This is a genomic window from Adhaeribacter sp. (assembly GCF_057359045.1).
In genome coordinates this window covers 76,317-91,515 of sequence record NZ_JBMQUD010000089.1, presented here as the reverse complement: position 1 = coordinate 91,515, position 15,199 = coordinate 76,317, and the positions used below count along the sequence as shown (strand labels likewise).

General features: G+C 43.3%; 8 protein-coding genes. 4 read left to right on the top strand and 4 right to left on the bottom strand.

Going from position 1 to position 15,199, the window contains the following annotated elements; translation table 11 throughout:
• The first annotated feature begins 3 nt into the window (after window positions 1-3).
• Window positions 4-441, top strand: a complete 438-nt coding sequence (locus ACO1R6_RS14230; RefSeq protein ID WP_486265556.1) for an RrF2 family transcriptional regulator — start codon at window positions 4-6, stop codon at window positions 439-441.
• Window positions 442-508: 67 nt separating this feature from the next.
• On the opposite strand, the gene ACO1R6_RS14225 is transcribed toward ACO1R6_RS14230, so the two are convergent.
• From ACO1R6_RS14225 to ACO1R6_RS14210, 4 genes are all read right to left on the bottom strand, one after another.
• A complete protein-coding gene (locus ACO1R6_RS14225) occupies window positions 509-1,729 on the bottom strand; it encodes a dienelactone hydrolase family protein (RefSeq protein WP_486265555.1) in 1,221 nt (406 codons plus the stop codon).
• Window positions 1,730-2,026: 297 nt separating this feature from the next.
• Window positions 2,027-3,679, bottom strand: a complete 1,653-nt coding sequence (locus tag ACO1R6_RS14220; protein ID WP_486265554.1) for a RagB/SusD family nutrient uptake outer membrane protein — start codon at window positions 3,677-3,679, stop codon at window positions 2,027-2,029.
• Between the two features lie 11 nt (window positions 3,680-3,690).
• The gene (locus ACO1R6_RS14215; RefSeq protein WP_486265553.1) at window positions 3,691-6,705 is read right to left on the bottom strand and encodes a SusC/RagA family TonB-linked outer membrane protein; all 3,015 of its coding nucleotides are present in this window, start codon (window positions 6,703-6,705) and stop codon (window positions 3,691-3,693) included.
• A 591-nt stretch (window positions 6,706-7,296) separates the two neighbouring features.
• Window positions 7,297-8,055, bottom strand: coding sequence for a basic secretory protein-like protein (locus ACO1R6_RS14210; RefSeq protein ID WP_486265552.1), 759 nt, complete (start codon window positions 8,053-8,055; stop codon window positions 7,297-7,299).
• A 367-nt stretch (window positions 8,056-8,422) separates the two neighbouring features.
• Here ACO1R6_RS14210 and ACO1R6_RS14205 point away from each other — a divergent pair, with 367 nt between their 5' ends.
• The 3 genes from ACO1R6_RS14205 to ACO1R6_RS14195 all read left to right on the top strand — a co-directional run bounded on the left by ACO1R6_RS14205 (window position 8,423) and on the right by ACO1R6_RS14195 (window position 14,835).
• Complete coding sequence (locus tag ACO1R6_RS14205) at window positions 8,423-10,711, top strand: GH92 family glycosyl hydrolase (RefSeq protein ID WP_486265551.1); 2,289 nt, start codon at window positions 8,423-8,425, stop codon at window positions 10,709-10,711.
• Between the two features lie 169 nt (window positions 10,712-10,880).
• On the top strand, window positions 10,881-12,296 hold the full coding sequence (locus ACO1R6_RS14200; protein WP_486265549.1) for a glycoside hydrolase family 125 protein: 1,416 nt from the start codon (window positions 10,881-10,883) through the stop codon (window positions 12,294-12,296).
• A 229-nt stretch (window positions 12,297-12,525) separates the two neighbouring features.
• A complete protein-coding gene (locus ACO1R6_RS14195; RefSeq protein WP_486265548.1) occupies window positions 12,526-14,835 on the top strand; it encodes a GH92 family glycosyl hydrolase in 2,310 nt (769 codons plus the stop codon).
• Window positions 14,836-15,199: the final 364 nt, after the last annotated feature.

Sequence of the window (15,199 nt, the reverse complement as noted above, 5' to 3'; positions counted from 1 at the left end):
CCTATGCTTTCGAAAAAAGCGAAATACGCCCTTAAAGCACTTCTTTACTTAACCAAAAATACCGATAAAGGCCTGGTCCTGATTTCGGATATTGCGCGTGAAGAACGGATTCCGCGTAAATTTCTGGAAGCTATTCTGGTTGATTTAAAAACTGGTGGCATTTTGCAGAGTACCCGCGGTAAAAACGGGGGCTACGCACTGGCAAAAAATCCTGCCCAAGTATCGGTGGGCAATGTTATCCGGATGATAGATGGACCTTTGGCACCTATTCCGTGCGTGAGCCATTTATATTACCGCCGCTGCGATGAGTGTGTAAACGAAGAAACATGCGAAATCCGGTTGGTCATGAAAAAGGTCCGCGATGCCACGGCCTCAATTTTAGATTCTACCTACCTATCAGATTTAAACCAAATAAACACCCTCGTAAACGAAGATATTTAAGGAACCGGTAAGCTTAAGCTACTATTATGTGTAAAAGCTTACCAGTTAAAGCCCTCCTACTTTCTGGTTAAGGTGTGGTTTTTATAACTTTATCGGGGCAAAGCACCAACCGGGCACTAAATACCAAATTATTATCGGTTCGGTTTTCTACCGATTCCCAAATAGGTAACAAACTTTGCGGTATTTTGCCTTTATAAATTTCTTTTCCTTGCCAGCGTACCACAACCGGCTTTTTAAAATCAACCATATTGTCATTCAGATTTACCATAATGGTATCGTAATCTGATTTATGAATATTTATTTCGTTTTTCTGGTAGGTTGCCACTATTTGCCGGCCGGGTTTGGCTTGGGTAGGTGAAACCGCCAGCCAGTAGAACTGAGTTTTTAATACATCGTCTTGTTGCCAGATTACTTTAGTTGGTAAGGGTTGGCGCGTAAATTTAGCCAGCCAGGCTATGGCGGTGGAGTCTTGCCGGTTCATCCAGTGGGGGAGGTCCGGGTAAATTTTAACCCAATGGCGGTACCCGGCAGTATCGATGCGGGCCAGGCTATCGAGTAAAACCGACCATTTTTTTGCCAGTTCGTTGCGTTTATAAGCGGCATCTTTGCCACCCATGTGAATGGTAAAACCAATATTGCGCAGGTTTAAAGCCGTGGCATCGCCGGGGTGACCGGCCATCATGGCGGCCGCCGCCCAATAATCGGCGAGGCGCGGGGCTAACTGAAATACGCCATCGCCACCCGCCGAATACCCCAGCACATATACTTTATTCGGATTTACATCTTCAAAAACTATTGCCGCTTGAACTAAACGGGTAATAAAGCTATCGATATGGGCCTGGTGCCACATATTCCAAGTATCGGTAGGTGCCCGTGGGGCTACGTAAATGCCTTCGGCTGGGGTATACAGTTTAATTTGGTTACGCCATTGCTGATCGTTTACCGCCGCCGTAGTACCGCCGCCGCCGTGTAACGAAATATATAGACTTCGGCCGTCGCGGGGCTTTTCGCCAAATATTTTATACTCAAATTTAAATGTATATGGGCCGCTTTCAAATGTTTTTTGCTGCCAGGCCTTTGCCCACGCTGACTGGATAATGGCCTTTCGGTCTTGGTACAATAAGGCGGTAATGGCGGTTACCTGCTTACGGTTTAAGGGCCGATTGGCAAAAGATTGGCTGTTTAAAGCGGGGCGGCTATCTCTTTCTAAATTTAGCCATTGTTGCAACTCCTTTGTTGCGGAGGGTTTAAATTGGGCTTCTGTGCGGGTTGATATAACTAAGTTCAAGAATAGAAACAGAAAAATTAGGGTTTTCTTCATCGGGCTTTTGTTTGTGATAAAGATAAGATGGCTAAGGGTTTTAAAGGGCACTTGTTTTACCAGGTAGGGTTTTGGGAATAATTTAGCCAAAGATCATTCAGGGTTTTACCGGTTAGTTTTTCCCAGAGAGCAACCGAAATATTCTTAAGCAGAAAATATAAATCAGATAGGTAAAAAGAATGAATCAGTAATAAAGAAAGTTTATTAAAAAAGCTCCGGAATATTACTATAACGGAGCTTTTTTAAGTGAAAAGTAAGTACTAATTATAATCCTTCATAACCTGTGTTTTGCTTCAGATTAGTATTTAAAACAGTTTGTCTTCTTGGAACGGGATATATTTCTCTGAATTTAGCGCTTGGTTTGTGATCCCACCAGGAAGCAGTAGAAAACTTACCAAACCGGATTAAATCCTGGCGGCGCCAGCCTTCAAATATAAACTCCCGGCCTCTTTCGGCTAACAGTTCATCTAAGGTTAAAGTTGTGGTAGTGTATTGCATAGTTGCCCAATCTGCAGGGGCAAAAGCCCGGCTTTTAACCGTATTAATTAACTGAACGGCCTCGGCAGTTGCGTTTCCACCATTCTTGCGCATTAAGGCTTCGGCTTTAGCAAAATAAATCCAGGAAAGACGATATAAAACCCAGTCGGTACTATTATAACTCGGATGAGCCAAATCGCCCAATTTGTATTTATTGAATCGTACGCCGCTGTTTTCTTCTCCTGTATTCATATTAGATTCCAGGGTATTGGGATCCTGGCCGGGTTGCAGTGTACTATTTCTTCTGATATTATCTACAAACACCAAGGGCTGTCCATTGTATTCATTCCCACCCGAAGCAAGCACCGGTCTAGTAGGATTATCAAAACGGAACTGCGGCCCTTCTAATATCCATTCTTTTTTTCGCAAATCTTTATCCGAGAAAGTAGTATAAACGCCCGGAATAACTACTACCCCATCGTTACCGTTACGGCCTCCGCCGTAAATATCTCGCTGGTTGAAATAATAGAAATCTCCTGGCCATTGCGGCGCAAAACTTCCCTTCTGAAAATCATAAGCAATGCCAAACAGAATTTCTTTAGAAGTATGATTGGTAGGCTTATACGTATCGGTAATATTGGGATCTAAAGCAGCGGGACCATTTATACCGCCGGCGGCACCCGAAATTAATTTATCGGCAGCCGCAATCGCATCATCCCATCTGGCTGTTCCGGTCCAAACTTCGGCATTCAGGTATAATTCTACCAACATGGCATAACCACCCGCTTGGGTCATCCGGCCGTTCATGGCCCCAGATAAAATTGGCGCTTTATCAATATTATCTTTTATTTCCTTCTCAATAAAATTAAAGACCTCTACTCTGGGCTGAGTAGGTGGGCTTATTGGTTCACCAACTTTGGTTACAATAGGCACATTGCCCCACAAGTCCATTATTTTAAGGTAATGATATGCTCTTAATAACTTTAATTCAGCTATATAAGCATCCTTTTCGGCCTGCGTAATGCCCATGCTGGCAATACTCTTAGCTTCTATATTTTCAATCGGACTGGTACACAGGCCCATGCCCCACCACATTAGCCGCCAGGCACCGGCAATAGTACCATCATCGGGTGTCCATTCGTGGTAATGCAACCGTATCCAGTTCCCGCCATCAAAGCCGTGGCGCCCTTTGGTAGGCCACGCCAATTGATCGGCCGAAAGTTCGTTTAAACGCCAGTAGCCGTCCTGCCCGGGTGAACTCCAGGCATTAGCGTGGGTATAAGGTCTTAATACCGCTGATAATACTTCATTTTTGTTGTTATAGAAGTCACTATCCTTAATTTGATCGTAAAGGGTCTCTTCCAGATCAGTACAGGCATTTATTGCCATAAACGGCAGTACCAACGCCGCTGTTTTTAGTATTTTATGTATACGCTTCATTTATTTAATTCTTAAAAACCTACACTAAGTCCAATCAGGAATGATCTGGTATTTGGGTAAATATCTAAACCTTGAATACCGGGTCCCAGGCCATTAACGCCTATATAATCAGGGTCAGTCCCGGTATATTTGGTAAAAGTAGCTAAGTTAGCACCGGTAGCATAAACCCGTAAGTTGCGCATATAAGCTGTGTTTAATTTAAAGTTATAGCTCAAAGTAACCTCATCTAATTTCACATGATCGCCCTTTTCTATAAAATAATCAGAATATTGGAGAGATTGACCAGCTAATTCAGCATACCGACCAAAGGCACTATTTAGGACGTTGGTGCCAGCCACGGTATTGCCATATTGGATCGCCTGTGCATTTAGAATATCGTAGGCAAACCGGCCTCTGAGAAATACCCGTAATCCTAAATTTTTGTAACGGAAGTCGTTGGTTAAGGAAGCAAAGTATTTAGGAACGGCATTACCAATTACGGCCAGATCGGTTACATTAGGATCTACTGACCGGTTTATTTGATTGGCCAGTACCTTAGAACCATCGCGTTTGTAGAAAAGCCAATTTCCTTTATCATCGAAACCGGCAAAGCGTTTACCCACAAATTCTCCTATTTTACCGCCCTCTCTGGTTAAAATAGCATCACCTAATGCTCCCGGGCCCGGAATACCACCAAATGTTCTTTCCTGAGCTTTGTACACATCGTTTGAAAAAGACTCTAATCTGGAGCTAGCCGTACTTCCTATTAAATCAATGTTCCAGGTAAAATCCTGTACTTTCAGGGCTTGTGCATTCAGGGTCAGTTCTATTCCTTTACCAACCAAGGTACCCACATTTGCATTAATATTATCTAAAATAAAAGGAGGCTGTTGCGATTGGTAATTACCTATTAAATCTACGATCCGGCGCTGGAACACATCAATGGAACCTCCTAAACGGTTATTTAGTAAGCTAAAATCCAAACCAACATTTATTTCGTGTTTTTCCTCCCATTTTAAATCAGGATTCGGATTCCGGGTAGGACCGTATGTTTGCCGGTAAATGCCATCGGGAAAAAGATAAGAACCGCCTGTACCCAAAGTTACCAAGGAGTTGTAATTACCAATATCCTGGTTACCGGTAACGCCATAACCGGCTCTAAATTTCAGATTATCTATAAAGGTAACTCCATCCAGAAAGCCTTCATTGGTAATATTCCAGCCTACTGAAACCGCCGGGAAATTACCCCACTTGTTATTGGCTCCAAAACGCGAAGTACCTTCCCGCCGCAGAATCAAAGACAATAAATATTTATCATTAAAGGAATAATTTGCCCTCCCGAAAAAAGCAATTAATTTATTATCGTTTTTATAGCTTCCTAGTCCCGCTCTACCAAGCCGTAATTGGGTACCTGCGTTTAAGTTGTTTTCCCGGAAAATATCGTTTACAAAGCCAAAATTACTACCATCGAATCCCTCGTTAACAAAATACTGGTAACTATAGCCCACTACAGCATTCAGATGATGGTTACCTGCAATGGTGGTATTATAATCAATAGTGGGTTCAAAGGTATAGGCATTGCTTAAAGAGGTACTTCTGGAAGCAAAACCTCCTCCTGGTGCATCAGCATTTTCTACTGACGATTCAGAGGCTAAAAGCCGGTACGCTCCGTCTAATATGTTATTGCGCTGTACCGCCACAAATACCGATGCTTTTAAGTTTTTTAAGGTTTCTAAAGAGAACTTTGCATCGGCGGAGGTGGTTTGCTGTTGCCGTTTGTTCGTTTCTTGTGCTAACCTGGCCACTTGGTTAGTGGTAGTGGGTTCAAAAAAGTAAGTTCCATCTGGGTTATAAACCGATTGGGTAGGATTTCTTTGCAGCGAGCTCTCCCAACCACCACCACCAAGCAAATTGGCATTGTTAAAGTTGGTGGCTAAGTTAATTTGAGCGGTTAAGCGATCCTGAAAGCCAGTGTGGTTAATACTAATCCGTCCGCCGTATTGCTTACGCTCATTTTCCCGGGCTATTCCTTGCAAATCCTGGTAAAAAATACTTGCCCGGTAAGTTGTATTTTCGCCGCCGCCCGATAAAGCTAAGTTATGATTTTGGGTTAAGTTTTGCTTATTAAGCAGCAATCCGTACCAATCTGTACTAGCTCCTAGGTCCGGTCTGTTCCAAGTCTTATCAGCAATTCGGGCCCGCCATTGGTCCGCTGTCATAAAATCGGGGCGGTCTCTTTCGTATTCTTTTCTAAAGTAGGTGTTGTAATCGAACTGTGCTTTGCCGGCTTTACCTTTCTTGGTGGTAACTAATATTACCCCGCCATTGGCCCGGGTACCATATATAGCGGCCGCCGAACCATCTTTTAAAACACTAATTGATTCTATATCATCCTGCTGTAATAAATCTAAATTTCCTCCGGGTATACCATCAATTACAACCAAAGGGCTATTTCCACCATTGATAGAGCCAACACCTCTTAACTGAATTGCAACGCCCGTATTGGGGTTAGAACTACTTCTGGTAATAACCAGTCCGGCTACTTTCCCTTGCACCAAATCTAGAGCATTGCGGGCACCCGACTGCCGGAACTCTTCTTGGGTTACGTTGGCTACCGCAGCGGTTACTTCTTCGCGCCGTTGGGTACCGTAACCTACTACAATTACTTCTTCCAGGGCTTTGGCATCTTCGCGTAAGGTAACATTTACTGTAGTACGGTTACCAACTGCTACATCTTGCGGGGTATAGCCAATAAAGGTAAACGTAAGCACATCCTGGCCGGCGGGCATTTCTAGAGCAAATTTTCCATCAGCATCAGTAGAAGTGCCAGTGTTTGTGCCTTTTACTACTACGGTTACACCGGGCAAGGCTGCATTATCGGTAGCGCCAATAACCCTACCGGTAACTTGTTTTTGCGCAAAAGCAGAAGCAGATGCAAAAAGCAGGAAAAATAAAAGAAAAGAGTACTTTAAGGTTTTATTTCTGTCGGGTAACAACGCTGGAGCGGCCCGGCTGAATTTAACCTTTGTTGTAAAAGGAATATTCATTTTTCTGTTTTTTAGAGGTTATCTCTTAAAATATTAAATGTTTTAGTTGTATAAAATCTTGCCAAGCCAAAGGAAAATGTTCTGGCAAAAAACAAGATGTTATTTAAGACAGATTGCTTTTCAGGACAAAATGCCAAATGGGGATTGAAACTGTTTTGAGATAAAATGTTGAAACGGGTTTTGTTTTTACATAGGCAGCGGAGAAGATTTATATTTAAATAAAAATGTGAGTTTGGGCAAAACGTTTTAGCTACGTTTAAATTTTACTTAGACCACTTTAGAAAAACGTTTTAGCAAATTTTTGTCTAATTAAAGAGCTTATTTAAAAATTACTAACACAATAAGCTATTAGTTAATTATTATCTACTTTTGTGAAAGTACTACTGTAAATTAAACACTAATATTATTAAAGTAAAAATTTTTTAACTCCGTTTCTGTCTTGGTTTAGGAATTATAACTTTCAACAATACAGTTCTATATTTAATTCGTTATATAAATATTTATTTTACTGTTTAAACGAGCTTTTGTTACTTTATTTTTATTGCCGGTAGTTTCCTGCCGGGTTATGCTTACTTTAATCTATATTAAATATTACAAAACCGGATTTTTAGCATAGGTTTGCCAAAGCTCATCTACCGTTTTGCCGGTCAGTTTGGTCCAGGTTTCGGGGGTATAAGTATGCGAACGTAAAGCAGCATCCAACTCATTTACTAAGGTTGGTCGTACATTTTTTTCCAGCCAGGCCAAGAACCGGCCGGTAATGCGATAGCTGTTGGTATAACTTTGGCTCGGATTAAATTCAGTTAAAGACCAGTTGGCCCCGGCATTATCTACTCCAAATTTATACCGGACGTAATCGGTAATGCCTTCGGTTAACCAACCCGGTCCGGCACCGCGGCCATAATTTTGAACCACATGAAAAACTTCGTGGGTTACTACATCAATATCGCCGGGGCGTTCCAGCATCCATTTAGGGCTGTACCGGATAATATTGCCACTGGTAGCTGCCACACCTTGGTAACCGGGGTCAATGATAAATATTACTTTGGTAGCTGTATTGGGGTTAAACCGTTTGGCTTGTTGCGGATAAACAGTAAAGAAAGCATCTATCATTCTTTTTTTTACCGGGGCACCATTTTGCTGAAACGCCGAATCTTTGTTTACAAAAATAAGGGTGTAGGCACCTTGGGTAAGCGAATCTTTGCTATGGTAAGTACCTATTGTAGACCATTGCCGCATCCGATTGCCGCCCTGTTGCCCGGCAGGGATATTGGTAGGAGCTGGCGTTTGCGCCATAGCCGAAATAAATCCCAGCAAGCTAAAGCAGAAAGTAGTTACTAATTTTTTCATGATTTGTAGTTTTTATTTTTATCAGGATACTTAAAGTGTATAAGCTACTCTTGTTTAAATCAATTACTTAAAGCAACCGTGAATTTTCCGGATTTACCGGGCCTGCTAAACTCATTCAACATTGGTTTTTATTGGAATAGCCGGCAAATTTGTCTTAAAATTAGTAAGTTTTGCAAAAACGTTTTAGCTTGCAACTACATTTTTTTACATCCATTTTATTTGTCTTTAAAATATTGGTCGGAATATATGCTTATGTTTTGCCAGCATTAAAAGGCAGATATCATTAATTTAGCCAGGGAGCGCATATTTATTTGCCTGTAAAGGTTAACTCCCGATAAAAGAAATATTTAAAAGCTTTAACTATTTAATGAAAAAAATTATTCTGGCTTTGGGGTTAATTGTCTCGGTAGGAGCAAAAGCCCAGTTTATCCAAAAAGTATCGGACCCGGTAGAGTGGGTAAACCCTTTAATGGGAACTGATTCTAAACCCAGCTTATCTAACGGTAACACCTATCCGGCTATTGCAGTGCCCTGGGGTATGAATTTCTGGACGCCCCAAACCGGCAAAATGGGCGACGGTTGGGCTTACACGTATGCTGCCGATAAAATCCGGGGATTTAAACAAACCCACCAACCATCGCCCTGGATGAACGATTACGGCCAGTTTTCGATAATGCCGGTTACTGGTAAGCTGCGGTTTAACCAGGACGACCGCGCCAGTTGGTTTTCGCACAAAGCCGAAGTTGCCAAACCTTATTATTATAGTGTGTATTTGGCCGATGCCGATGTAACCACCGAAATAGCACCCACCGAGCGGGCTGCCCAGTTCCGGATTACTTACCCAAAAACCGATAGCGCTTACGTGGTGGTAGATGCTTTCGACCGGGGATCGTATATTAAAGTTATTCCGCAGGAAAAAAAGATTATTGGCTACACTACCCGCTATAGCCGCGGGCCCTTACCCAATTTTAAAAATTACTTTGTAATCTACACCGATAAGCCCTTTACCTTAGCCCGCACCTGGCGGGGCAACGTTCTGGTAAAAGATTCTTTAGAAATAAAGGCAAACCACGCAGGTGCTATTCTGGGTTTTAAAACCGCTAAAGGCGAAAAGGTAGGCTTAAAAGTAGCCTCGTCGTTTATAAGTTTTGAGCAGGCCGAACTAAATCTAAAACGCGAACTGGCTAACGATAATTTTGAAACTACTAAGCAAAAAGCCAAAGATATTTGGAATAAAACCTTAAGCCGGATTACGGTAGAAGGGGGAACCATCGACCAGATGCGCACTTTTTACTCTTGCTTCTACCGTACGTTGTTTTTCCCCCACAAAATGTACGAGCTCGATGCTTCTAACCAAATTATGCATTACAGCCCCTACAACGGCAAAACTTTGCCAGGTTATATGTTTGCCGGTACTGGTTTCTGGGATACGTTCCGGGCATTATATCCTTTCCTGAATTTGGCTTACCCAGGCATTAACAAAGAAATGCAGGAAGGCCTCATTAACGATTTTAAAGAAGGTGGTTGGTTACCGGAGTGGTCGAGCCCGGGTTACGCCAATATTATGGTGGGCAATAATTCGGCTTCGGTCGTGTCGGATGCTTATATTAAAGGCTTGCGCGGTTACGATATAAATATTTTGTACGAAGCTTTGCTGAAAGGTGCGAACAACGAAGGTCCAATGACGGCCGTTGGCCGGGCCGGTGCGCAGTACTACAAAGAGCTAGGTTACGTGCCTTACGATGTAAAAATTAACGAAAATGCCGCCCGTACGCTCGAGTACGCTTACGACGATTTCACCATTTACCAGTTGGCTAAAGCGCTTAACCGGCCGCAAGCCGAAATTGATTTGTACGCCAAGCGTAGCCAGAATTACAAGCATTTATTTGATCCCGAAACCAAATTAATGCGCGGCAAAAACAAAGACGGCAAATTTATGGCACCGTTTAATCCGTTTAAGTGGGGCGATGCATTTACCGAAGGCAACAGTTGGCATTATTCCTGGTCGGTTTTCCAGGATATTCGCGGTTTGGCTAATTTAATGGGTGGTAAAAAACAATTTGTAGCCATGCTCGATTCGGTATTTAACATGGCACCGGTTTTTGACGAGTCTTATTACGGCGGCGTTATTCACGAAATCCGGGAAATGCAGATTGCCAACATGGGCCAGTATGCGCACGGCAACCAGCCTATTCAGCACATGCCTTATTTATACAACTACGCCGGCGAGCCCTGGAAAACGCAATACTGGGTACGCCAGGTAATGGACCGCATGTATAAAGGTACCCCCGATGGTTATTGCGGCGACGAAGACAACGGCCAGACCTCGGCGTGGTATGTGTTTTCGGCTCTGGGTTTTTACCCGGTTACGCCAGGCACTACCCAGTACGTTTTGGGTGCCCCTTTATTTAAAAAAGTAACCTTAAATCTGGAAAACGGCAAAAAGTTTACCATTGAAGCCCCCGATAACAGTGCCGAAAACCTATATGTAGAAAGCGTAAAACTAAACCGCAAAAACTACGACAAGAATTGGATCGATCATTTCGATATTTTAAAAGGCGGCAAAATTACTTTTAAAATGGAAAATAAGCCTAATACCCGCCGGGGTACCGAAGAGGCCGCTTACCCATATTCTTACTCTGATCAGAATAAATAAGCTTAAAGCCGGGAAAGCCGTTGCTTAAAGCTTTCCCGGTTTAAAAAGCAGAGAAAAAATAATCTAAATTTTAAACAGGCAGGTGGGCTTAGAGAATTATAGCACCAACTTAGGGTATTAAATTGCTGTGGCCGGTACCTGCTATTTTAAACCGGAAAAATATTCATACATGAACAGAAGATCATTTGTGCAAAGTTCGGCTTTAGTTGGTGCCGGCATTTTATTAAACCAGCACACCTGGGCAGCAGCACCGGAGTTCCCGGTGGTACGTACGCCTCTGGCAAATCGTAAATTTAAAAGCAAAGCGGTAGAAGGCGCCATTACCGAATTTAAATCAAAGGTTAAAAACAAAGAGCTGGGCTGGCTTTTCGAGAACTGCTTTCCCAATACCCTGGATACAACGGTTACGTTTACCACCCAGAATAACCGCCCCGATACGTATGTAATTACCGGCGATATTGATGCCATGTGGCTGCGCGACAGCACCGCCCAGGTATGGCCCTATCTTAAGTTTATCCGGAAAGATGCGCCGTTGCAACAATTAATTGCCGGGGTAATAAACCGACAAACCACTTGTATTTTACACGATGCCTACGCCAATGCTTTTTACCATGAGCCAACCAAAGTAGGAGAGTGGGCCAAAGATAAAACCGCCATGAAACCCGGTGTACATGAACGCAAATGGGAAATCGATTCTTTGTGTTACCCTATCCGGCTGGCGTATAATTACTGGTCGGTTACTGGCGATACCAAACCTTTTGATGCGCAGTGGCAAAAGGCAATTAAAACCATATTGCAGGTTTTCCGGGAACAGCAACGCAAAGAAAATTTAGGCCCTTACCGGTTTCAGCGCGAAACAGCTGTTGCCACCGATACCTTGCCCATGAGCGGTTACGGTTACCCGGTAAAACCCGTAGGCTTAATTTGTTCGGCTTTCCGGCCCAGCGACGATGCCACGGTATATTCTTTTTTAATACCGTCTAACTATTTTGCAGTAGTAAGTTTGCGCCAGGCCGCCACCATGCTGGAAAAACTGTTCAACGACAAAACCACCGCTACGGCTTGTAAAGACCTCGCCGACGAAGTGGAAAAAGCGTTACAGCAATATGCCATTATAAATCATCCGCAACACGGTAAAATTTTTGCCTTTGAGGTAGATGGCTTTGGGAGTAATTACCTGATGGATGATGCCAATATACCTAGTTTATTGTCGTTGCCTTACCTGGATGCCGTTAAAGTAAACGACCCGGTTTATCAGAACACCCGTAAATTTTTATTATCCGAAAACAATCCGTTTTTCTTTAAAGGTAAAGCCGGCGAAGGTATTGGCGGGCCACACGTAGGCCAGGATATGATTTGGCCCATGAGTATTGTGATGCGGGGTTTAACCAGCACCAGCGACGACGAAATCAGGGCTTGTATAGAAGCTTTGCGGCAAACCCACGGCAAAACCGGTTTCATGCACGAGTCTTTCCATAAAGATAATCCCGAGAAATTTACCCGTTCGTGGTTTGCCTGGGCCAATACTATTTTTGGGGAGTTCCTCTGGAAAACTTACCAGGAGAAACCAAAGTTACTGGCTTAATATTTAAACAACCCAACTACTGCGCTTAGCCAGATGTATGTACCTGCTTAAACACAGTAGTTGGGTTAGTAATTATTTATTCCCGGCTACCATGTATAGAAGCATCTTTTAGGCTCTCCATCCAAAATATTCTTTTATAATGCCTTGTCTAAGAAGAGATATTTAAAAAATATTGCCGCTAACCTTTTAAGTGCCCGCTAAAGAGTTACTGGTTTTATTATTAGTTCAAATGCGTCAGATTAGTCTTTTTTTATTCTGTATTGTTCCCTTGGCGGTTTTTTCGCAAAGCAAACCAACCACTAATTGGGTAAAGTACGTGAACCCGATAATTGGCACGGCTAAAATGGGCCACACCTACCCGGGTGCCACGGTACCCTTTGGTATGGTGCAACTCAGCCCCGATACGGATACTATACCTTATGCGGTAAACGGCAAATACAACGGCGAGGTCTATAAATATTGCGCCGGTTACCAGTACGACGACCCGACCATCGTGGGCTTTAGCCATACGCACTTTAGCGGCACCGGCCACTCCGATTTGGGCGATTTTTTAATAATGCCCACTACGGGCAAATTGCAGTTAAATCCAGGCACGGAAGCCAAACCCGAAAGTGGCTATCGCTCGGTATTTTCCCATAAAAACGAAGTAGCCGAGCCCGCCTATTATAAAGTAAAGCTCGATGACCACAATATTTTAGCAGAATTAACGGCCAGCAACCGGGTGGGTTTTCACCAATATACCTTCCCGAAATCGGACCAATCGCATATAATCCTGGATTTAATGGCCGGCATTTACAACCACGATGAGAAAAATGTGTGGACGTTTATGCGCGTAGAGAACGATACCTTGATTACCGGTTATCGGCAAACGAACGGCTGGGCCCGCACCCGCACGGTCTATTTTGCCATGAGTTTTTCGAAACCCTTTTACCAGTACGGCAACAAAGATTATTCCAAGGCCCAAGTGTACCGTGGCTTCTGGCGGAAGTTCGACCAGACCAAAAACTTTCCGGAATTTGCCGGCAAGCAGTTCCGCGCGTATTTCGATTTTAAAACCACCGAAGGCGAAAAAATAAAGATAAAATTTGCCTTATCGCCGGTAAGTACGGAAGGCGCTTTAAAAAATATGCGCTCCGAAATTCCGCACTGGGATTTCGAAAAAGCCAAAAAAGCGAGCCAGGATTTATGGAACAAGGAGTTTAATAAAATTGCGGTGAAAGCCATCGACGAAAAGGAACTGGTTAATTTTTATACCGCCATGTACCACACGTTCCTGGGGCCAACTACCTACATGGACGTAGACGGCAATTACCGCGGTCTGGACCAAAATAACCACGTGGCCAAAGGTTTTACCAACTATACCACCTTCTCGCTCTGGGATACTTACCGCACGCTGCACCCGTTTTTTAACTTAATTCAGCCCAAGCGCAACGCCGATATGGTGCAGTCGATGCTGGCGCATTACGAGCAAAGTGTGCATAAAATGCTGCCGGTTTGGTCGCACCACGCCAACGAAAACTGGTGTATGATTGGCTACCACAGCGTGCCCGTTATTGCCGATGCCGTGATAAAAGGCAACGCGCCGTTTGACGCGAATAAAGCCCTGGATGCCTGCGTACAAACCGCCCGCACCAAATATTACGACGGCCTGGAATATTACATGCAACTCGGTTTTGTGCCCGAAGATAAAAACAGCTCGTCGGTGTCTAAAACCCTGGAATATGCTTACGACGATTGGTGCATTGCCCAAATGGCCAAGAAACTGAACCGCCAGGATATTTACCAGGAATTTATGAAGCGCTCCGAAAATTACAAAAACGTATGGGATGCCAAAATCGGGTTTATGCGGCCTAAGCTGAGCGATGGCACTTTTAAGAAAGAATTTGATGTACTAAGTACCCACAACCAGGGATATATTGAAGGCAACGCCTGGAACTATAGTTTATACGTACCGCATAATCCTGCTGATTTAATTGCTCTAATGGGTGGCAATAAAAAGTTTGTACCGCACCTCGATTCCTTGTTTACCATGGAGCTGCCCGATAAATTCTTTGCCGAAACCGAGGATATTACCCGCGAGGGCATTATTGGCAATTACGTGCACGGCAACGAGCCTGCCCACCACGCTGCGTATTTATACAACTGGACAGACCAGCCCTGGAAAACGCAGGAACGCATCCGGATGATTCTGAAAAAAATGTACCGTCCCACTCCCGATGGGTTGGGCGGCAACGACGACTGCGGCCAGATGAGCGCCTGGTATTTATTTAGTACGCTTGGTTTTTACCCGGTAGCCCCTGGCTCCGAAGAATATGCCTTGGGTAGCCCGGCCGTAAAAGAAGCCACCTTGCAACTCGAAAACGGCAAAACATTCCGGATTGATACCAAGAACCAGTCGGATAAAAATGTGTACGTACAAAAAGTAATCTTAAACGGTAAAGAATTAACCATACCAACTCTGTTGCACAGTGCTATTATGAACGGCGGCAACCTGACGTTTTACATGGGCAATAAACCAAATAAAAAAATATATAAATAAATATTTCCGGGGAAGTAGGTCGGGAGGGGTAGAAAAAATAGAGAAAGCTATTTAAAATATTTAGCGGCTAGTACCCAGATTAAGTAAATTTGTTAATACCACCGCCGGAGTACCTAAAGATTAAAGATATACAAATAGCCGAATTTAGGTACAGGCGCCGCCAAAACGGCAACGTTACCATTGACTTTAAAATATACTCCTGAAAATTAAAACAGATTAATTTTGGAAAGTGCGGTAAGGTAAGTTAAAATGCCGCTTAAAATATATAAACAGGTAAAAAAGCTTTACAATTTTATTAAATTTAATTTAACATCCTCCACCAAAAAGAATGCGTTGCGTTCTTTTAATGAGAACTTGGTTCAGG

What these genes read in the sequence shown, in the direction of transcription:
- ACO1R6_RS14200 (WP_486265549.1), top strand. Translation starts at nt 10,881, where the DNA reads ATGAACAGAAGATCATTTGTGCAAAGTTCGGCTTTAGTTGGTGCCGGC.
- ACO1R6_RS14195 (WP_486265548.1), top strand. Translation starts at nt 12,526, where the DNA reads ATGCGTCAGATTAGTCTTTTTTTATTCTGTATTGTTCCCTTGGCGGTT.
- ACO1R6_RS14210 (WP_486265552.1), bottom strand. Translation starts at nt 8,055, where the DNA reads ATGAAAAAATTAGTAACTACTTTCTGCTTTAGCTTGCTGGGATTTATT.
- ACO1R6_RS14215 (WP_486265553.1), bottom strand. Translation starts at nt 6,705, where the DNA reads ATGAATATTCCTTTTACAACAAAGGTTAAATTCAGCCGGGCCGCTCCA.
- ACO1R6_RS14220 (WP_486265554.1), bottom strand. Translation starts at nt 3,679, where the DNA reads ATGAAGCGTATACATAAAATACTAAAAACAGCGGCGTTGGTACTGCCG.
- ACO1R6_RS14205 (WP_486265551.1), top strand. Translation starts at nt 8,423, where the DNA reads ATGAAAAAAATTATTCTGGCTTTGGGGTTAATTGTCTCGGTAGGAGCA.
- ACO1R6_RS14230 (WP_486265556.1), top strand. Translation starts at nt 4, where the DNA reads ATGCTTTCGAAAAAAGCGAAATACGCCCTTAAAGCACTTCTTTACTTA.